Origin of the sequence: Prevotella sp. PTAC (assembly GCF_013166535.1) — a bacterium.
In the GTDB taxonomy this organism is placed as follows: Bacteria; Bacteroidota; Bacteroidia; order Bacteroidales; family Bacteroidaceae; genus Prevotella.
Genome location: NZ_JABKKK010000002.1, coordinates 36,817 through 56,690 on the forward strand (window position 1 = coordinate 36,817; position 19,874 = coordinate 56,690).

At 49.3% G+C, this 19,874-nt stretch carries 17 protein-coding genes, 1 tRNA gene and 1 other RNA gene; 10 read left to right on the plus strand and 9 right to left on the minus strand.

Annotation, left to right across the window (positions count from 1 at the left end; translation table 11 throughout):
* Positions 1–30: 30 nt before the first annotated feature.
* On the plus strand, positions 31–2,622 hold the full coding sequence (locus HPS53_RS01985) for an endonuclease MutS2 (protein ID WP_172204035.1): 2,592 nt from the start codon (positions 31–33) through the stop codon (positions 2,620–2,622).
* Between the two features lie 650 nt (positions 2,623–3,272).
* On the opposite strand, the gene HPS53_RS01990 is transcribed toward HPS53_RS01985, so the two are convergent.
* Positions 3,273–3,346, minus strand: a tRNA-Thr gene (locus HPS53_RS01990).
* A gap of 1 nt (position 3,347) precedes the next feature.
* An RNA gene (gene ffs / locus HPS53_RS01995) (signal recognition particle sRNA small type) lies at positions 3,348–3,446 on the minus strand.
* A 199-nt stretch (positions 3,447–3,645) separates the two neighbouring features.
* Between ffs and HPS53_RS02000 the strand changes: the two genes are divergently transcribed.
* From HPS53_RS02000 to HPS53_RS02025, 6 genes are all read left to right on the plus strand, one after another.
* A complete protein-coding gene (locus HPS53_RS02000) occupies positions 3,646–4,215 on the plus strand; it encodes a DUF4199 domain-containing protein (protein ID WP_172204037.1) in 570 nt (189 codons plus the stop codon).
* A gap of 20 nt (positions 4,216–4,235) precedes the next feature.
* A complete protein-coding gene (locus tag HPS53_RS02005) occupies positions 4,236–5,186 on the plus strand; it encodes a glycosyltransferase (protein ID WP_172204216.1) in 951 nt (316 codons plus the stop codon).
* Between the two features lie 485 nt (positions 5,187–5,671).
* The gene (locus tag HPS53_RS02010; protein ID WP_233210113.1) at positions 5,672–6,085 is read left to right on the plus strand and encodes a DUF6452 family protein; all 414 of its coding nucleotides are present in this window, start codon (positions 5,672–5,674) and stop codon (positions 6,083–6,085) included.
* Positions 6,036–6,725 (plus strand): DUF6048 family protein, encoded by a 690-nt coding sequence (locus HPS53_RS02015; RefSeq protein WP_233210115.1) that lies wholly within the window; start codon positions 6,036–6,038, stop codon positions 6,723–6,725. Before HPS53_RS02010 ends, HPS53_RS02015 begins: the two co-directional genes overlap by 50 nt.
* 83 nt (positions 6,726–6,808) lie before the next feature.
* Positions 6,809–7,846 carry an FAD:protein FMN transferase gene (locus HPS53_RS02020; protein ID WP_172204039.1) on the plus strand — a complete coding sequence of 346 codons (1,038 nt, stop codon included), beginning with the start codon at positions 6,809–6,811 and terminating at the stop codon, positions 7,844–7,846.
* Between the two features lie 4 nt (positions 7,847–7,850).
* Positions 7,851–8,531, plus strand: a complete 681-nt coding sequence (locus HPS53_RS02025) for a Crp/Fnr family transcriptional regulator (protein WP_172204041.1) — start codon at positions 7,851–7,853, stop codon at positions 8,529–8,531.
* Positions 8,532–8,611: 80 nt separating this feature from the next.
* Here the strand turns inward: HPS53_RS02025 and HPS53_RS02030 are convergent, their stop codons facing one another.
* The 3 genes from HPS53_RS02030 to HPS53_RS02040 form a co-directional block, all read right to left on the minus strand.
* Positions 8,612–9,091: a dihydrofolate reductase gene (locus HPS53_RS02030; RefSeq protein WP_172204043.1), complete on the minus strand. Its 480-nt coding sequence runs from the start codon at positions 9,089–9,091 to the stop codon at positions 8,612–8,614.
* Between the two features lie 24 nt (positions 9,092–9,115).
* The gene (locus HPS53_RS02035; RefSeq protein WP_172204045.1) at positions 9,116–9,910 is read right to left on the minus strand and encodes a thymidylate synthase; all 795 of its coding nucleotides are present in this window, start codon (positions 9,908–9,910) and stop codon (positions 9,116–9,118) included.
* A gap of 182 nt (positions 9,911–10,092) precedes the next feature.
* On the minus strand, positions 10,093–11,538 hold the full coding sequence (locus HPS53_RS02040) for a hypothetical protein (protein ID WP_172204047.1): 1,446 nt from the start codon (positions 11,536–11,538) through the stop codon (positions 10,093–10,095).
* Between the two features lie 112 nt (positions 11,539–11,650).
* On the opposite strand from HPS53_RS02040, the gene HPS53_RS02045 reads away from it, so the two are divergent.
* From HPS53_RS02045 to HPS53_RS02055, 3 genes are read left to right on the plus strand one after another with little or no spacing between them, the layout of a single operon-like run.
* On the plus strand, positions 11,651–12,421 hold the full coding sequence (locus HPS53_RS02045; RefSeq protein ID WP_172204049.1) for a DUF6249 domain-containing protein: 771 nt from the start codon (positions 11,651–11,653) through the stop codon (positions 12,419–12,421).
* Between the two features lie 9 nt (positions 12,422–12,430).
* Complete coding sequence (locus HPS53_RS02050) at positions 12,431–12,973, plus strand: RNA polymerase sigma factor (RefSeq protein WP_104368517.1); 543 nt, start codon at positions 12,431–12,433, stop codon at positions 12,971–12,973.
* Positions 12,960–13,301, plus strand: a complete 342-nt coding sequence (locus HPS53_RS02055; protein WP_104368518.1) for a DUF5056 domain-containing protein — start codon at positions 12,960–12,962, stop codon at positions 13,299–13,301. Before HPS53_RS02050 ends, HPS53_RS02055 begins: the two co-directional genes overlap by 14 nt.
* 19 nt (positions 13,302–13,320) lie before the next feature.
* Here HPS53_RS02055 and HPS53_RS02060 read toward each other — a convergent pair whose 3' ends face one another.
* From HPS53_RS02060 to HPS53_RS02075, 4 genes are all read right to left on the minus strand, one after another.
* Positions 13,321–15,381: an OmpA family protein gene (locus HPS53_RS02060; RefSeq protein ID WP_172204051.1), complete on the minus strand. Its 2,061-nt coding sequence runs from the start codon at positions 15,379–15,381 to the stop codon at positions 13,321–13,323.
* A 245-nt stretch (positions 15,382–15,626) separates the two neighbouring features.
* A complete protein-coding gene (locus tag HPS53_RS02065) occupies positions 15,627–17,696 on the minus strand; it encodes a DNA topoisomerase 3 (RefSeq protein WP_172204053.1) in 2,070 nt (689 codons plus the stop codon).
* A gap of 79 nt (positions 17,697–17,775) precedes the next feature.
* The gene (locus HPS53_RS02070; protein ID WP_104368521.1) at positions 17,776–18,411 is read right to left on the minus strand and encodes a lactate utilization protein; all 636 of its coding nucleotides are present in this window, start codon (positions 18,409–18,411) and stop codon (positions 17,776–17,778) included.
* Between the two features lie 830 nt (positions 18,412–19,241).
* Positions 19,242–19,847, minus strand: a complete 606-nt coding sequence (locus tag HPS53_RS02075; protein ID WP_172204055.1) for a thiamine phosphate synthase — start codon at positions 19,845–19,847, stop codon at positions 19,242–19,244.
* Positions 19,848–19,874 lie beyond the last annotated feature (27 nt).

Consider the following 19,874-nt stretch of genomic DNA (forward strand, 5'->3'; position numbering starts at 1 on the left):
TATAAAATAATTATTAAGTAACTTTGCAGCATGATTTATCCGAATAATTTTGAAAGCAAGATTGGATTTGACGAAATCAGAAACCTGCTCAGGCAGCGGTGTCTAAGCACGCTTGGCAAGGAGATGGTGGACAAGATGTCATTATCCTGCGATGCGGAAACGATAAACGAGTGGCTATGCCAGGTAAGGGAGTTCCGCCGTATACAGGCCGAGAAAGACAACTTCCCGCTTCAATATTTCTTTGACGTGAGAGAGTCGGTGGCCCGTCTGCGCCTCGAAGGCACTCATCTGGAAGAGAGCGAGCTGTTTGACCTCAAACGCTCGTTAGACACAATATACAACATCGTACGCTTCCTGTCATCGGAAGATGAAGAGACCGGCAGCGGCAAGGAGAAAGGACATGAAAACGAAAGAGAAGCCGCCACATACTCCTACCCCGCCCTGCAACGCCTGACTAACGACGTGATGACATTTCCGGAACTCGTCAGACGCATCGACGCCATACTCGACAAGTTCGGCCATATAAAAGACAACGCGTCACCGGCACTGGCCGATATCCGCAGCAACCTGGCACGTACAGAGGGCAGCATATCCCGAACACTGCACAGCATACTTCGCTCGGCACAGAGCGAAGGTCTCGTGGAAAAGGATGTGACTCCGACACTGCGAGACGGACGGCTCGTAATCCCCGTGGCCCCCGGTATGAAACGGAAAATAAGGGGTATCGTGCATGACGAATCGGCCACCGGCAAGACCGTCTTCATAGAGCCTGCCGAGGTAGTTGAGGCGAACAACAAGATTAGAGAACTCGAAGCCGAAGAGCGACGGGAAATAATAAGAATACTCACCGAGTTCGCCAAAACGGTACGTCCTCACGTGGCCGAAATCCTGCATTCATACCGTTTTATGGCCCGCATAGACCTGATAAGGGCAAAAGCGGAACTGGCAAACCTGATAAAAGGTTTCGAGCTGGAGACAGGCTCGCGCCCGCATATAGACTGGATCAGAGCCATACACCCCATACTGCGGCTTTCTCTCGACAAGCAGGGCAAGACCGTGGTTCCTCTCGATATCACACTGACACACGACCGGCGCATACTGATAATATCGGGACCAAACGCCGGAGGCAAGTCGGTATGCCTGAAAACCGTGGGACTCCTGCAGTATATGCTTCAATGTGGACTGTCTATACCTATCGGCGACAGATCGAGAACAGGAGTTTTCGAGAACATCATGATAGACATCGGTGACGAGCAAAGCATAGAGAACGACCTCAGCACCTATTCGAGCCATCTTACGAATATGAAGAACATGATGAGACAGTCCAATCCGCGCACACTGCTGCTGATAGACGAGTTTGGCGGCGGCACCGAGCCGCAGATTGGCGGGGCGATAGCGGAGTCGGTACTAAAACAGTTCTGCAAGAAAGAGGCTTACGGAATAATAACCACACACTACCAGAACCTCAAGCACTTCGCCGAAGACCACAAGGGTGTTGTCAATGGAGCCATGCTCTACGACCGGCACGAGATGCGGGCACTGTTCCAGCTCGCCATCGGGCAGCCCGGCAGCTCATTCGCCATCGAGATAGCCAGAAAGACCGGCATTCCGGAAGAAGTGATAAGAGATGCCTCTGAGATTGTAGGCTCAGACTACATACAAAGCGACAAGTATCTCCAAGACATAGTGCGCGACAAACGATACTGGGAAAACAAGCGGCAGACCATACACCAGCACGAGAAGTCACTCGAACAGCGTATAGCCAAATATGAGAGCGACATAAAGGAACTCGAACAAAGCCGCAAGGACATTCTGCGACGCGCGAAAGAACAGGCCGAGGAACTGCTGCGAGACAGCAACCGCAAGATAGAAAACACCATACGCGAGATAAAGGAAAAGCAAGCAGAGAAAGAAGAGACAAAAAGAATAAGGGAAGAGTTGAACGCGTTTAAAGACGAGGTAAGCGAAATCGACACCAAGGCAAACGATGAGATGATCGCCCGCAAAATACGGCAGATACAGGAACGTAAAAAACGGCGAGAGGAAAAAAAGCGAAAGAACGCTGGGAAAAACGACACCTCGGATGCCGCAAGCTCCTCGACAGCATCACCGGCCGACGGCAAGACAGCATTGAAAACCAAGCCGGAGACCACCAAATTCAACGTCGGCGACACCGTGAGAATAAAGGGACTGACATCCGTGGGCAGCATAGAGGCCGTAGACGGCAAAATGGCTACTGTGATTTTCGGCGGCGGCATGCGCACTAAGATGCGGGCAGACAGGCTCGAACGGGCAGACACGCCTAAGAAAGAGGCCGCCAATACTTACGCCACGGTAGGACGGCAGACACGTGAGACCATCGACAACCGCAAACTGAACTTCAAACAGGATCTCGACATCCGCGGACTTCGGGCCGATGAGGCCGTCAATGCCGTGATGTATTTCATAGACGATGCCATACTCGTTGGTATGAGCCGGGTGCGCATATTGCACGGCACCGGTACGGGAGCGCTGCGGCAACTAACCCGCCAGTATCTCGCCACGATACCAAACGTCACGTCTTTCAGAGATGAGCACGTACAGTTCGGAGGAGCCGGAATAACTGTTGTGGACATAGAATAACATCATGAAAAATCCGAAATGTAGCGATTGTAAGCAATCATGACATTTCGGATTTTTATTTACAAAAAGCCGTTTATATTTCGATTGTCGCAAAACAACAATCCCGAAGGCCGGAAATTCCGCCGCATTTCATCGTTTTGCATAATTCACTGTAAATCAATACTATACGCTCATCCGATCCGACATAGGCACCATTTCTGTCATCTAAGCGGCCAACACTCTTGGCAATAAGATACCCGTTGGCCTGCATTTAGATGCCCGTTGTCTTCCAACGAGCTGCCGAACGTATCGCAACCGGATACCGAATGGCAGCCAACAAGCGTCCGAATGCAGAATATCCGGCTTTTTATCCGCTTGAAAAAAACATGCTATCGCAGTGTATATAGTGATGTGTATCGTGTTATTTTTCTATTTCACGAAAAAACAACATGTTAAATTCGTGACTTTTTTATTACTTATTCCATTGACGCAACTATGCCGAAACATAAAAAAATCCATGTGGAAACAATAGTAAGACATAGACACGCAATATGTAAAACAATCAATGGCTATATTGAATAATGGCCGCAAACAGAACCATGCATGGAATGAAGCCCCAGAAAGAAAACAGCCGCGAACCAATCGGTTCGCGGCTGTGCATGTTTTGTGAGAGCCTCTTGTCGGATTCGAACCAACGACCCCGAGATTACAAATCACGTGCTCTGGCCAACTGAGCTAAAGAGGCGGGTGGGCAAGCTACTTACATCGCGCCGCTACAACCAACTACCTTTGCTACGTTCCCGTCCTGGAGGATTCGAAGGGAGCTGGCCGTGTAAGACTTGCCCGTCTTTAAGCGGATGCAAAGGTAATACTTTAAATCGACATTACGCCGCTAAACGGCTCCTCTTTTATATGTTTTTAACAAAGAACAAGCCTGACAGCACAAAAGGACAAGTCAAAAACACTATTTAGCACAGCTGACCGACATATTGTGAATTTTATTTCGTACTTTTGCACGCAAATAAATCACATTAATAAATATAGATGACTCCGCAGGAATTTATACAACTGAAAGCATTCGCACGGATAGACGGGGCGTTGCTCTCGGTGATATGGATAGCCTCTTTCGCCTCATACATAACAGGCATGGGTAACTCTCTGCTCATGATTGTCGGAATGATTCTGGCTATAGGCTCGTTGTTTTTCGCCGCCGGCCGCACACGCAGGTTTCGCGATACGGCCCTCAACGGCACAATATCCTTCAAACGGGCATACGCATACACCATTCTCATGTTCTTCTATGCCGCCGTGCTCTTTGCCGTGGCACAGTTCGCATACTTCCAATTCATAGACAACGGGTATGTAATCAGCAGGATTATCGAAATGATGAATATGGAAGAGAACAAGCGTATGATAGAGACATACGGACTCACAGAGGCCATGAACGAGAGTCTGGAACTGATGGCCAAGACACGTCCCATAGACTATGCGCTGAACTATCTGACCACAAACATCATTATCGGAATAACAGCCGCGCTGCCCATTGCCACGCTGACACACAGAAAAAGACCGTCAGAAGGAGGAAAACAAGAAAACAACCAACCAGAGGAATAAAACAAATAAGAATGAAGACTATGGATATTTCTGTCGTAATACCACTATATAATGAAGAAGAATCGCTGCCGGAGCTTTACGCCTGGATTGAGCGGGTGATGAAAGAAAACGGATTTACATTCGAGGTGATATTCGTAAACGACGGTTCAACAGACCGCTCATGGAACGTAATCACCGAACTGAGCGAGAAATCGGAGTGCGTACACGGAATAAGATTCCGCCGCAACTACGGCAAGAGCCCGGCTCTGTATTGCGGATTTGAACAGGCACAGGGAGATGTGGTAATCACAATGGACGCCGACCTGCAAGACTCGCCCGACGAGATACCGGAACTCTACCGGATGATAACCGAAGACGGGTACGACCTCGTGTCGGGCTATAAACAGAAACGGTACGACCCGCTGTCGAAGACTATACCCACAAAACTGTTTAACGCCACGGCACGCAAGATAAGCGGAATAGACAACCTGCATGACTTCAACTGCGGACTGAAAGCATACCGCAAGGAAGTGGTGAAAAACATCGAGGTATACGGTGAGATGCACAGGTATATCCCCTATCTGGCAAAGAATGCCGGTTTTAACCGGATAGGAGAAAAGGTTGTGCAGCATCAGGCACGCAAGTATGGCACATCGAAGTTCGGACTCAACAGATTTTTCAACGGCTATCTCGATCTCATCACACTGTGGTTTCTCGGCGGTTTCGGCCGCAAACCGATGCACGTGTTCGGTTTTCTCGGATCCATAATGTTTTTCATCGGTTTCATCTCGGCTTTCATCATTGGAGCCGACAAGGTGTATGCTCTTGCCAACGGAATACCGCAACGCCTCGTGACAAGTTCGCCGTTCTTCTACATATCGCTGACTATGATGGTTATCGGCACGCAACTGTTTCTCACCGGATTTCTCGGCGATCTCATCAGCCGCACGTCAAACACCCGAAACGATTACCAGATAGCCGAAAAAGTATAGTTTAAAGGTAAAAAGGTAAAAAAAGCTGCGCTTAGGCATGGGAAAGTAAACTTTCAAAAGGAGAAAAATGAGTTCGTCACAAGAGGAAGATGAATTAATGATCGGGTTATCATAAGAAAAAGATGGACTATCATTAAGAAAAAGGAGTACTCTTCATAAGAAAAAAGACGGACTCATCACAAGAGTATGATGGATTTATCACATATTAAAAGAATACCCTGCGGTGGAATAATGAAATAAGGAACGAAAAAAATATGAGACATAACAACGACAAGAAAAAGAAAACTGGCATCGACACGCTATTATCAACGCGCGACATACCGGCACGTTGCCACTCGTTTTTATCCCTCCACCTTTTCCACCTCTTGCGTCCAAACGGTTTTTCACCGTCAAAGCACCGCTTATCATCCCTAAGCGCAGTTTTTTCTACCTTTTTACTCTTTTACATTTTTACCTTTACAAGTTGCTCATCAATAGACTGCCCTGTGCAGAACTCCGTGTACACCAAATATAAGGCACTGAGAAGCGACGGCACACCGGATACACTGCAAAGCTCACTCACTGTATCTACCACGATGAGAAACGGGATTGACAGCGTATTGCTCAACCGCAAGACGAACGCCACTGTGTTCGAACTGCCGATAAGCTATACGGACGCAGAAGACACACTCTTCTTTGAACTTGCCGACGAAGCGAAGAATCTATTCGACACCGTGTATGTAGCCAAGAACAACACACCTCACTTCGAATCCGTGGACTGCAATATTTCATTCTTTCACGACATAACAGCCGTTAAATGGACGAACAATGCCATCGACTCTGTCGTGATAAACAAATCATCCGTAAACTATGACGCTTCGACAGAACATTTCCACATATATTTCAAGGCTCGCCCTTAGCATCGCCATGCTCGCGGCATGCCACACGGCGCAGGCACAGAGCAAGATGTTCGCCATCGAGAAAGATTCCGTACCGGTATTCAACGGCTTTGCCGTGTCTTTCGACTTGGTGGGGCCGGCAATGAAAGCACTCAGCGACTACGGAGAATATGAGGCAGCGCTGAGGCTAAACCTGCATGACCAGTATTTCCCCATATTCGAAATGGGCTACGGAATGGCCGAACGCGATGATGAGGTGACCGGAATATACTATAAAACAAAAGCTCCGTATTTCAGAATAGGATGTGATCTCAACCTCCTGAAAAACAAACATGCGCCAAACCGCATATATGGCGGACTGCGGTATGCGTTCACTTCATATAAGGTGGACATAGCACGACAAGGCATCATTGACCCCGTATGGCAACAGAACACCGGTTTCAGCATCACGGGAGAGAGCTGCAACCAGCATTGGATAGAGGCCGTGTTCGGAATAGACGCCAAGGTATGGGGACCGCTGCACATGGGATGGACTTTCAGATACAAGCGCCGCATAAGCCATAAAGACAGCAGTATAGGCAATACCTGGTATGTACCTGGCTACGGAGTGTATGGCGACACAAGACTTGGAGCCAACTTCAATATCATAATCGACATCTGAAAGCCAGGATACTTTATCATCAAAGACATGTACAAGCCGGAAAGGATACCCTATTCAACATAAAAAGACATCACCGAACCGCAATGAAAAACAATAAGAACAGACTGATGTGGCAACTGCCGTTTCTCACCTTCCTGATAATTGCCACAACACTGATTGTCAGACAGAAGCACAACACGCCGTTCCAACACGATAAAGGGTTTGTATTCGGCACGGTATACGGCATCACATACCAATGTGACTCAAACCTGCAAAAGGCCATCATCGCAGAACTCGACAAAGTAGACATGACGATGTCGATGTTCAACAAAAAATCGGTTATTTCGAGAATTAACCGTGGAGAACGCATAGATATCAGCGAAACAATGTTCGAAGAGATATACGAAATCGCCGAACGCATATCGGAAGATACCGACGGAGCGTTCGACATAACCGTATCACCGCTCGTAAACGCATGGGGGTTCGGATTTAAGAATGCCATGATGCCCACCGGACAGCAAGTGGACAGCATGCTGCAATTCGTGGGATACGAGAAGATAAAACTGAAAAAAGAGAACGGACGCACATTCGTCGAAAAACAAGACGGGCGCAGCATGCTCGATCTCAGTTCGATAGCAAAAGGCTACGGATGCGACAGAGTGGCAAGACTGCTGCGCAGCCGGGGGGTCACCAACTTCATGATAGACATAGGCGGGGAGATCGTGGCAAGCGGAACGAACGAGAAGAAAACGCCGTGGAAAATCGGTGTGACAAAACCTACCGACGATTCTTTGAATGCCGACGGGGAAATACAAACAATACTCAAAATCACCGACAAGGCCATGGCCACAAGCGGGAATTACCGCAACTTCTACTATAAGGACGGAAAGAAATACGCACACACGATAGATCCGCATACGGGATATCCCGTTCAGCACAACATACTGTCGTCGACAGTCATAGCCGACAATTGCACCACGGCCGACGCATACGCAACGGCATTCATGGTGATGGGACTTGACAAGGCTAAAGACGTGTTGGCGAGACATCCCGAATTGATGGCATATTTCATATATACCGGCAAAGACGGGAAGGACACCGTCTGGTACTCACAATCAATGAGAGACAAAATAGCGGAATAAGGAAATGCCCGGCATACAACTATACGACAAACTGCTTCAATTCCCACTGTTTCAAGGAATGGGAAGAAGCGAGCTTATGCAGATCATATCACGTACCAAATTCAACTTCATGAAATTTCCGGCAGGCAAACGCATTATCAAGGAGGGAGACAAATGCAACAATATGTACCTGCTGATGAACGGAACAATAAGAACCGTGACCGCGTCAGACGACCACAACTACATCATCGACGAAGAGCTGGGCACCCCATACATGATACAACCGGAATGTATTTTCGGACTGTCGCAAAGATTCAGAAGCACGGTGTACGCACGTACAGACGTGAACATCATCGCCATAAACAAAAAAGAGGTTGTGAACTTATCGGAAACATTCATCGTCTTCCGTATAAACATGATAAATTTCTTTGCCTCCCAAACACAAAAACAGATTAACCTACTGTGGAAACACCGCCCCGCCAACCTGAAAGAGCGCATTGCCTCATTCATAATAGCACGATGTTCACACCCTGCCGGACACAAATCGGTGAAAATAAGAATGACACAACTGGCCGAAGAGCTGAACGACAGCCGGCTGAACATATCAATAGCCCTTAACAGCATGCAGGACGACGGCCTGATAATACTCAGCCGGGGAATGATAACAATACCCAAACTTGAAAAAGTAATACTTGCCACAAAATGACATACACACGCAAGCCGCTTCGCTGCATGCATCACTTTTCATGTCAATGAGCCGCCGTTGGCATCCACATCTGTATATCCTTAATCCCTGACAAGATCGACAAACGCATATTCAAAGGCATGCTTCCCGTCTATACCGTGCTCCTCACGGCTTACCTCGCGCCACCCGTCGTAAACAGGGAAAAAGACATCGGCTTGTGCCGGGATATCGTCAACCTCCGTGAGACAAAGACGATCGGCAAATACGAGCGCCTGCTCGTAAACGCTTGCACCACCAATGATATATACATCCTCATCCGGAGAACATGAAGCGAGAGCCTCATCGAGAGATGAAAAAGTGTCGCAACCGTGGAAATCGCCCCGGGTGCGGCTAAGCACCACATTGCGGCGATTGGGCAATGCGCCCTTTGGAAGCGAAAGAAAAGTATTGCGCCCCATGATAATGGTATGTCCGGTAGTCAGAGCCTTAAACCGTTTCAAATCATTTGGGAGCCAGTATATAAGTTTATTTTCATTGCCAATGGCTCGATTTTTGGCAACCGCGGCTATAATTGTAATCATTCGTTTGAAATTAAAAACAGTGTATCAGACAGACACATCAGCCTTGATATGCGGCCAAGGGTCATAGTTCTCCAATGAGAAATCCTCATATTTGAAATCGAATATGCTCTTCACGGCCGGGTTGATGCGCATTACCGGCAGTAGTCGCGGAGCACGGGTAAGCTGCAAGCGGGCCTGCTCGAAATGATTGAGATACAGGTGTGTATCACCAGTGGTATGGATAAAGTCGCCCGGCCGGTAACCGGTCACTTGTGCCATCATCTGCAACAACAGCGCATACGACGCTATATTGAACGGCACTCCAAGGAATGTGTCGGCCGAACGCTGGTACAGTTGGAGGCTCAAACGCCCGTCGGCCACATAAAACTGGAACATTGTATGACACGGCGGGAGTGCCATGCTGTCAACCTCGGCAACATTCCATGCGCTGACAATCATGCGTCTGGAGTCCGGATTGTTTCTCAACTGACTGACTACACCGGCAATCTGGTCTATTGTTCCACCGTCATAATCTGGCCATGACCGCCATTGATGACCGTACACCGGTCCGAGCTCGCCATTCTCGTCGGCCCACTCGTTCCAGATCCTCACTCCGTTTTCCTGCAAATACTTTATGTTCGTATCACCGCTAAGAAACCACAGCAGTTCATGTATTATCGATTTGAGATGCAGTTTCTTCGTTGTCAACAACGGAAACCCTTCTTCAAGATTAAACCTCATCTGATGTCCGAAGACGCTTTTGGTGCCCGTTCCTGTACGGTCGGCCTTTGTCGTACCTTCCGTCAATATTCTGTCGAGCAGCTCCAAGTATTGTTTCATATATCTATTGTTTTCTTTTTATTGTAATGTCTTTTCTCCTTTACGGAAACAAGACAAATCATTCATAAAGTTTTTAGCCGCTTTCACATGCAGCCAATAACTCCGTATACTTCATGTCCATGCACCCGGATCATAGCTTTAACCTCATTTATCCTCACAGCCACACATGCCGGCATTCCGTTTCAGTCAATCACGTGCGGCATATCCGGTACATGGGTACTCTTTATTTTCCATTCCTGCGGATAGAGGTTATTTGCCCGATTGCCGATATTTTTCATAAAACCGAGCACCACTCCTCGATAAGTCACGAGCACATAACCACGCGGTGTATCGGCAGGAAGCGTAATACTATCACGACGCAGATAAGAAACAGCGTCTGCATAAGACAGTTCCACCAAGTGGAAAGCGTCACGGTTGAGTAACGTCGAAAGCGCAAGCGACGCATCTGGGACGATGTCACGCCCCTTAACACACCCGACGGTGACACCGGCCGAGAGAACCTTCAGTCGTGAAACAGCCGCCTTATATATATCCCTAAGAGAATCGGGGACGGCTTCAATTATATCTCCACGCATAGAAAAGTCAAACGCATGGGTATCATCGAGCAACCAGTGTACCGGCAGTTTCATCTTATCTGCCTTATTGTTTTTCCGCTGTCGCCCGGCTTTCCTCTTCATTTTCGACGGTAATAGTTTCGAGCCGGCTTCATGTTCTACAGACAAACAAGACACCGACGCGCTGCCGTCATCAGGTTTACGCAAAGCAGCCATGAACAATCCCTCGCCACGTGAGACGCCTGGAATAAAGCGGCATACAGGCTCTGAAAACCCGTCGAGCAACGAACCGGTAATCCCCCACTCCTCACAAATACCCGACGGCAGCGGCTCCGCCCCGAGATTATCGCACATCCACGATATATTCTCCTCATTCTCGGCAGTATTGAACGTACAAGTGGAATATATCAGCAAACCACCCGGCCGCAGGCAACGCCACGCACAGCCGACAATCTCACGCTGAAGACGGCCGCAAGCCTCCACGCCCTGCACACTCCACTCGCCCACCGCGCCATCGTCTTTGCGGAACATACCCTCTCCTGAACATGGAACATCACAAAGAATGACATCGAACAAGATACCGGAAGAAACAAAATCAACAGGAAAATTATTAGTGACAACCACATTGGGACTGCCCCATTTGCATATATTCTCGACCAGGATATTAGCCCGTTGACGCACCGGTTCATTGCATACAAGCATACTTCCGTCGGGTAATGCGGACAGTGCGGCCGTAGATTTTCCTCCGGGAGCGGCACAAAGGTCGAGCATCGCCACAGGCTTATCCACATATTCGGATATCACATGCGCCACAAACATAGACGATGCTTCCTGCACATAGTAGCAACCGGCATGCAGAAGAGGATCGAAAGTGAAAGCCGGACGAGACGAAAGATAATATCCCGACGCACACCACGGCACACGTTCACAAACAACCGGGCGTCCATTCCATTTCTTTCCGTTTATACGAATGCTCACAGGCGGCTCCTCGTCCAATGCCTTCACGAATCGGCCAAACAGCCCACTGCCCATCATCTGCTCCGTTCTCTGCGCAAAACTATCGGGTAATATCATTGGTTTCTACTGTTTTATGACTGCAAATTTAGAAAAAAAATCGCATCTTTGCAACTAAAAAGCCCCTTGTTGCGTCTAACAATCAAATAAAAGATAAAAAACAAAAGACATTATGAAAACGTTTTTGACCGCATTGATAATTATGGCAACCGTCATGAATACATCGGCCGCCATGACCCAGTACCACCGTCATACTCCCAGAACAGAAAGTCAGACAGCGACAGAATCTCCTGCCACCAAACAGAATGAGACGGCAAAGACAAGCCCGAAAAAGAAAAAATCTTCCATCAAGAAAGAAGCGGCAACTGCCGTGCAAGAGAAAGAAAGCATCGAAGCGTACTCAGATACGACCACGGATGCGCAGCAGCCAAACAACGTCAATCCCGATGACACACTGTTATCGCAGTTAGGCGCGGCCGACTTCGGGACACCACCTCCCCTGAACGACTTTATGAACATGAGCAATATAATGCTCGAATCAATATTCATTATTGCCATATTGTTCATCTTCTCGCCTCTGGCGATACTTGCGTTGATATTCTATTTCATATACAAAAACCGCAAACAGAAATACAAACTGGCGGAAATGGCCATAAAAACAGGACATGCCATTCCGGAAAACATACTGCAAAACCACACCAATAAAAATACCAATCTATGGAGCAAAGGCATCAAGAACATCACTCTCGGTATCGGAATGATATGCGCTTTCTGGTTTATTGATGTAAGCTTGGGCCGCAGCATCGGTATGCTATTAATGTTTTACGGCATCGGACAAGTAATAATCGCACGAACGACAGAGAAAAAGGACAAGTATTTCGATAAGGAATACGAACGCAAAGAGAAATCGGATAAAGACCGTACAGACTACCAGGAACTGTAAAAAAGCAGTATGGAGACGTTCAGCGACATGTCACTCGTCATGCAAGTGGCCGTATTCCACAACAAGCGTGCATTCGACAGGCTTGTTGTGAAATACCAATCGCCACTTCGCAGGTTTTTCATCGCCCAGACACTTGGCGACGAACAGTTGAGTGACGATCTGGCACAAGACACGTTCATCAAGGCGTACATAAACATCGGGAAGTTCGCCGGTCGCTCGTCGTTCTCCACATGGCTCTTCCGCATCGCCTACAATGTGTTTCTCGACTACACAAGAAGCAAGCGACCGACGGCAGACACCGACACGACCGCAGCCGCAATGAAACTATCCGACACCACAGATTGTGGGATGAGGATGGATCTATACAAAGCTCTCGCCATTCTCTCCCCGATCGAACGCTCCTGCATCACGCTACAACTGACGGACGGATACAAGATAGACAAAATAGCAGAGATAACCGGACTGTCGCCAAACACGGTGAAATCACACCTCTCAAGAGGCAAGTTCAAACTGTCAAACTACTTAAAACAAAACGGATATGACAAAAGATGATGACATACTGATAGACAAACTGTTTGATGAAATACGACAAATGGATATTCCGGACAAGGATTTCAGCCATAAGGTCATGAGGTCGTTGCCGGACAAAGTCAACCGTGTATCACGACTTTGGACTGTTTTCTGCATATCTGTCGGCATCATCATGTCCTTTGTCTTTCAAGTATGGCAACTGATTGCCGTATATATAGAAGTCTTCATTCGAACCATACCGATATTCGAACCGCGACAACTGGTATATCTTCCGCTTGCCGCCGTTACCATAATTGTGCTGGCAATATGGACTTACCATGAAATCGACAACGAGAGCTGGTCGTCCTGACAACCGTCAAAACACCGTATCAGAACAACCCGTCAAAATCATCTGAGGGCTCCGGTTCGGCCGGTTCGGCCTTCGGCCGCTCTTTCAACATACCTTTTTCGTCAAACATTCCGTATGTCGTTCGCAGCACAATGAACTCCGTGCGGCGGTTCAACTGATTGCAAATCTCCTGCTCTTCCGGTTTTAATGTCTTTATGAACTCTTCCGTGAGCACATCGTTTTCTTTCAGGAAAGGATACTTCTCCGTCAGTTTTTTCTTTATTGTCTTGGGCTTCTCCTTACCGTAGCCAACCGGGCTGAGCCTGTCTTTGGCTATACCGTGCTCTATCAGATAAGTCACTACCGCCTCGGCACGCTTTTGCGACAGTACTTTGTTATATGCCACAGCCCCCCGATAGTCGCAGTGTGCACTGAGTTCTATTGTCACATTGGGATTTTCGTTCAGCAGTTTTATCAACTCATCGAGTGCCGTCGTAGACTCGGGACGCAACGTTGCCTTGTCGAAATCATAGAAAATATTGTCTATCAGCACCGGCGCGGTAATGGAGGCAAGCGGAAATTGAAGTACATATTCCGTCGATTCCGTCACCGGTTCCACTCTCAACTGCTCCTTATGATTAAGAAATCCCTTGCAAGTTCCCAGAAAAACATAGTCCACTCCGGGCTTTATCTCCTGCGTGAACGAGCCGTCTCCCTTCACGCTAAGCTTCATGTTCGTGCCGTCATTGCCCACCATATATACCAGACCTTCGGGCAGTTCGTACCCCTCCTGCTCATAGACCCATCCTTTCACGGTCTGCACTATCTCAGGATTTTCAAAACTGTAAATATGATCCCAGCCCTTCCCGTCGCCTCTGTTCGATGAGAAGAATCCGCGGTTGCGCAGTCCCTCGAACGTCATACCGAAGTCATCGCCCTGCGAGTTGAGCGGATATCCCGGATGCTCTATCACCCATCCTCCCGCCGCCGTATCCGGCTTGGCTATTAAAATGTCGAGTCCGCCCATGCCCGGATGCCCGTCCGACGAGAAATACAAATCACCATTCGGCCTGAATGTCGGAAACATCTCGTCACCCTCGGTATTCACCGGTGCCCCAAGGTTCTCCACTCCCCCAAGTCCGCTAGTCGTGAGACGCACCCGCCAGATGTCGAGACCGCCCATTCCCCCCGGCATGTCGCTCGTGAAATAAAGCCACTCACCGTCGGGAGACACTGCCGGATGGGCATAGCTCGACAGTGTGTCTTTGGTGATTGTCAGCGGAGTTGCCTTCCCCCATGCCGCATCCGAGCGTTCGGATGTGCATATCGTGGCATATCTCGGATACGAGGGGTCGGTAAGGCACTGTGTAAGATACATCGTCTTACCGTCTGGAGTGAACGAGCATGCGCCCTCATCGAAAGACGAGTTCAGTTCGGTGTCTATGTCTTCGGGCTTTGTCCATTTACCCTTTTCATCTTTCTGAGAAAAGAATATGTCGCCGTTTTTCGTTCCCGTGATACCGCTCAACTCGTCACCTTTCACCTGATTGCGTGTGGAAGTAAAGAAAAGCTGGTCGTTATCGTCTCCGGCAAGCATCGGAGAGTAGTCCGCACGACGTGAGTTGAAGAAGTTCTCGCGCTTCACTGTATATTGGGAGCCGGCTTCTTTCCACTGCGGAGCGAGCCTTGCGGCACTCAGTCCGGTGACAGCGAGCTTACTGCCCGGCATACTGTCGAGCGCTATCTCGAAATTCTTTGCCGCCTCTTTGTAGTTTCCGGTCTTCATCAGCTGCTGCGCCAGCCTCAGATGTGTCAGGCTGTCCGCCTGCTTATATCGTATCGCATTGTTGTATGCGGCAATGGCTTTCTGCGTGTAGTTTATCCTGCGATAACACTCCGCAAGTTTCAATGCCCTCTTACCACGGGTGGCCCTTTCTTTAGCCGGCGTGGCCGAATACGCCTTCTTGTATTGGGTCGAGGCGTCGAAATACTCGCCAAGGGCATAAAACTTATCGCCCTTTTTCATTGCGTTGTCTGCTCCGCACGATGCAAACAATGTCACGACAATGACTGTATGTAATATAATGTAGATTCTGCGCATACATTAATTATAACGCAATGCCTGGCGTTTTTATTGCTTTACATTTCCGTTTGTGCCATGTTACGTGACAACCGTATACATCAACCCATTCAACATCCAGATAAAAACTCCCCATCGCAATGTATCCTTATTCAAATATCCATGCAAGACAGTAATAACCCTTTCTTTCAAAAATACTCCTTACAACTATAAAGACAGCTATGCCGGCCGCAATAGATATTCAAACGCCATGACTAATAAAATGACTATTTGCCATCGAACGGCAACACCCACTTGCATCCCTCTCTCCACCGGGAACAGCCGTATGCCGATTTACCCTTTATCACGGTTCCGCCGCCACATAACGGGCACGGCTTGCCTATCAGAGAATCATCCGGCGTGAGGACGTTCGAGGCCGACGCGACTCCATTACCGGAAGCATGCTTGTCGGATTTGCGGGCTGCGCGCGGCGTCTTCGCGGCGGCAGGAGCCTTGGCCGTCTTGGGGGCAAGTTTCTTTTTCAGGTCTTCTTCCGTCATCACCGTGACACGCCTGTTGCTGTTATCGGAAAGCACATCTCGCACTATTTCACCGATCTGCACCTTCAACTCGTCTACAAACCGCCCAGCGTCATACTTACCGTGCTCTATGTCGCGCAGTTTTTTCTCCCATATTCCCGTCAGCTCGCAACTTTTAAGCAGCTCTTCCCTTATAATGCCTATCAGCTCTATGCCCGTCGGCGTGGCTATGAGGTTCTTGCGCTCTCGCTTTATGTAATGTCGCTTGAAGAGCGTCTCTATGATGCCGGCACGCGACGACGGACGCCCTATTCCGTTCTCTTTCAGCGCGGCGCGCAACTGCTCGTCTTCCACAAACTTGCCCGCCGTCTCCATGGCGCGCAACAGAGTGGCCTCGTTATAGAATTTCGGCGGCGTGGTCCATTTCTCCGTCAGACACGGTTCGTGACTTCCGCTCTCCCCCTCGGCAAACGGAGGAAGCGTGCGTTCCTCATCGTCTTTCTTCGTATCGTCGTCATCATTCGCACTTACGTCTTTCTCATACACCATGCGCCAGCCAGGACTGAGGATTGTCTTGCCCGTCACCTTGAACTCAACATCATCGACCTTGCCCAGAACAGTGGTTGTGGCAAACTTGCAATCGGGGTAAAACACGCTTATGAAGCGGCGGGCTATGAGGTCGTAGACATGCCGTTCCATGTCGCTGAGGTTCATCGCCGGCACCCCGGTGGGTATTATGGCGTGGTGGTCTGTCACCTTCGACGAGTCGAACACTTTCTTCGATTTCGGCAGTTTCCTGCCGGCCAGCGGCGACGTGAGGCCCTCATAACCGCGAAGTCCCGCCAACGTGGACGGACATTTGGGGTATATGTCGTCGCTCAAGAACTGGGTGTCCACACGGGGATAAGTAGTCAGTTTCTTCTCATACAGTCCCTGAATGACGTTGAGCGTCAGCTCGGCGCTCATAGAGAACTTCCTGTTGCAGTCTACCTGCAACGACGTGAGGTCGTACAGACGTGGCGGAGCCTCCGTACCGTTTTTCTTCTGCACCGATGTGACGGTGAACGGCTTGCCCGCTATATCGGCAAACGACCGCTCGCCCTCCTCTTTCGATGTGAAGCGGCCTTTGGTTGCCGTGAAAGTGGTGTCACGGTATACGGTGGAAAGTATCCAATATGCCTCGGGCTTGAAGTTCTCGATCTCTTTCTGCCGGTTTACGATGAGCGCGAGTGTTGGCGTCTGCACACGACCGATGGACAGCACCTGACGGTTCTGGCCGTATTTCAGCGTATAAAGGCGCGTGGCGTTCATGCCCAGTATCCAGTCGCCTATGGCACGGCTCAGCCCGGCAAGATACAGCGGCTGATAGTCAGCCTGGTCTTTGAGCGTGCTGAATCCCTCCCGTATTGCCTCGTCCGTCATCGACGATATCCACAGACGCTTCACCGGGCAGCGTGCCTGCGCTTTCTGCATCACCCACCTCTGTATCAGTTCTCCCTCCTGCCCGGCGTCACCGCAGTTTATAATCCCGTCGGCATCCCGCATCAACCGCTCTATCACGGCAAACTGCTCTTTTATGCCTTTGTCTTCGATGAGCTTTATACCGAAACGTTCCGGCAGCATGGGCAGCGCTCCGAGCGCCCACCGCTTCCACTCGGGACGGTAGTCGTCGGGCTCTTTCAGGGTGCAGAGGTGGCCGAATGTCCAAGTCACCTGATACCCGTTACCTTCCATGTATCCTTTTTTCGATACCGTAGCCCCTATTATCCGGGCAATGTCTCGAGCCACGCTCGGTTTCTCGGCAATGCAGACTATCATTGTTCTCGCTGTGTTCTGTTTTTATACCACTTTCATTATGAGCCGCCATTACGGCGGCAATGCCATGCCGGAAAGGCCGTCAGTATCCTAAATCCTCACCTACGAGCACCACCGTGTGGCGACCGCGCGGTGAGTTTCGCAGGAAGTGTATATGGTTGCAGATGCTCTCAGGTGAGTTGCAGTTGTGGCAAATGCCGTCCGCCTGGCAGGGTGTCTTGATGTCGAAGCGGGCCGCGTTTATCGGTGATGCCGTTGAACGGGCACGGGCCAGTGCCGCCTCCACGCTCTGTGCCACCTTGTTCAGCCCGATCACGAATATCACGTTTTTCGGCCCGAAGGTTATGGCTGCCACACGGTTACCGTTACCGTCTATGTTCACTATCACCCCATCTTCACTGATGGCATTGGCACTCGACAGATAATAATCTGCCCTGAAAGCGTCGAGATATATCTCGGCGGCCTCGGTTCGGTCGGCGGCAAGGTCACGATCAAGCAGGCGCAACGTTCCGCGCTCATGCAGCGATGCTGTAAGCCCCATGTCGCGCAGGGTCATCGATCCGCCCCACGACACTGTGCTGCCATCGGCAATAAGCCTGTTCACCTGCTCTATCGCCTCTTCCGACGTGCGGCAATATAAAGCGTTGAAGTTGCGGCGTTCCAGATTTTTAATCATTTTCTTAGCCAGACGCTCGTTTCTCGTTTCCAAAGGTGTCATCGTAAATATGTTTTTAATATACGCAAGATAACGTTTAAGAAATGCAAAGTTACAACAAACTTACGGATTAACACCGTCTGCCGATGCTTATTTTTTACTTTTCAGATACCGAAACGCACTGTTCAGGAACTCCGCCACCGACTGTTTATATCGCAAAGTATATCGCGTCAACGCTTGATTTTCACACCGTTTTTCACTAAATTTGTATGAGGAAGAACATCTGAAACGCTTGAAAACCATGACAAATATTTACAAAACGACATTAAAACAAACCACTGCCTGCACACAGAAACCGGAAGCCCGAGCACTCTCGGCAACCATGTTTTTTGATAAGCCCAGACAGATTGACACCCCGGCCGACAACGGTCGAATACTATATATGATTATCGTTTACAGGCCGAAAAACGCATAAACACATACTTTGCGGCGGCCGGCCGCATGGCTGTGGGTTAGCACCCGCTTTGCGAACGCATACCCGAATCAGCACAAATATAGCGAATAACACTCCAATCACAAAAAACGAGGCCCCCGGTGCTATGCATCGGGGGCCTTATTGCTTTGCAACGGGATACTCGTCATGCTCCGTTTAGATACTCGTTGCATTCCATTTAGACGCTAAACGCAAACCAACGGGTATCCCGTTGCAACACAACTACCGGACAAACATGAAACAACCGTTTTTTTCATCATAATGCGACGAGAAACATATCATAAATCAATGTAAAAAGCACCATTCGACAGTGAGCGCATCATGAAAACGGAAGACAGAACAACCGGGTCGCACCTTGATATTTATTTTACAAAGCACAAATACTTTCCATACTAAATATTCAGATATTTTCATCCAACGAGCATCTTAGTTCGCATGCATGGCGGGTGAAAGCGGCTTCGTCTGCCGACAGCCGCCACACATCACCGAGAAATGCCGCACCGCCGAACCCCCATCTCCTCAACGCCCCGATATTGCCGAGCGAGACACCGCCAAGAGCCATGACACGACTGTCTATCGTGCCGTCGGACGAGGCCCGGCAAAGCGCTTCGTCGGAATAGGCGGCTGAGTAGCCACGCTTGGATATGCTGTCGAACACCGGACTCATGAACACATAGTCGCAACCTGTCTTACGCTGCCGCACCTCGGCAACCGAATGGCACGATGCCGACACCGAGGCTGGACACAATCCGGACGGGACAGCAGGGTTGCGACAGTTGAGATGAACACCAAACAGACCGTAATCACCGCAAAGAGAGAAATGGTCGTGGGTCACGATGCGGCGGCGCACCTCGGCCGGCAACGCATCAAGAAGCTGTGCACAACCGGTGACTGACGAGCCGGGCTTGCGCAGATGCAGTATGTCAAGGCCGCAATCAAACAACCGACGGATAAAAAAAGCCTCCCCCGGGATGAACTCGGGAGAGGTTATCACTATGAATTTCATACGCTTTCGGTTTACTATCGCACACTA

Bases quoted from the DNA above. Each gene is read 5' to 3' on its own strand.
- HPS53_RS01985 (WP_172204035.1), top strand. From the start codon at position 31: ATGATTTATCCGAATAATTTTGAAAGCAAGATTGGATTTGACGAAATC.
- HPS53_RS02000 (WP_172204037.1), top strand. From the start codon at position 3,646: ATGACTCCGCAGGAATTTATACAACTGAAAGCATTCGCACGGATAGAC.
- HPS53_RS02005 (WP_172204216.1), top strand. From the start codon at position 4,236: ATGGATATTTCTGTCGTAATACCACTATATAATGAAGAAGAATCGCTG.
- HPS53_RS02015 (WP_233210115.1), top strand. From the start codon at position 6,036: ATGACGCTTCGACAGAACATTTCCACATATATTTCAAGGCTCGCCCTT.
- HPS53_RS02020 (WP_172204039.1), top strand. From the start codon at position 6,809: ATGAAAAACAATAAGAACAGACTGATGTGGCAACTGCCGTTTCTCACC.
- HPS53_RS02025 (WP_172204041.1), top strand. From the start codon at position 7,851: ATGCCCGGCATACAACTATACGACAAACTGCTTCAATTCCCACTGTTT.
- HPS53_RS02030 (WP_172204043.1), bottom strand. From the start codon at position 9,091: ATGATTACAATTATAGCCGCGGTTGCCAAAAATCGAGCCATTGGCAAT.
- HPS53_RS02035 (WP_172204045.1), bottom strand. From the start codon at position 9,910: ATGAAACAATACTTGGAGCTGCTCGACAGAATATTGACGGAAGGTACG.
- HPS53_RS02040 (WP_172204047.1), bottom strand. From the start codon at position 11,538: ATGATATTACCCGATAGTTTTGCGCAGAGAACGGAGCAGATGATGGGC.
- HPS53_RS02045 (WP_172204049.1), top strand. From the start codon at position 11,651: ATGAAAACGTTTTTGACCGCATTGATAATTATGGCAACCGTCATGAAT.
- HPS53_RS02050 (WP_104368517.1), top strand. From the start codon at position 12,431: ATGGAGACGTTCAGCGACATGTCACTCGTCATGCAAGTGGCCGTATTC.
- HPS53_RS02055 (WP_104368518.1), top strand. From the start codon at position 12,960: ATGACAAAAGATGATGACATACTGATAGACAAACTGTTTGATGAAATA.
- HPS53_RS02060 (WP_172204051.1), bottom strand. From the start codon at position 15,381: ATGCGCAGAATCTACATTATATTACATACAGTCATTGTCGTGACATTG.
- HPS53_RS02065 (WP_172204053.1), bottom strand. From the start codon at position 17,696: ATGATAGTCTGCATTGCCGAGAAACCGAGCGTGGCTCGAGACATTGCC.
- HPS53_RS02070 (WP_104368521.1), bottom strand. From the start codon at position 18,411: ATGACACCTTTGGAAACGAGAAACGAGCGTCTGGCTAAGAAAATGATT.
- HPS53_RS02075 (WP_172204055.1), bottom strand. From the start codon at position 19,847: ATGAAATTCATAGTGATAACCTCTCCCGAGTTCATCCCGGGGGAGGCT.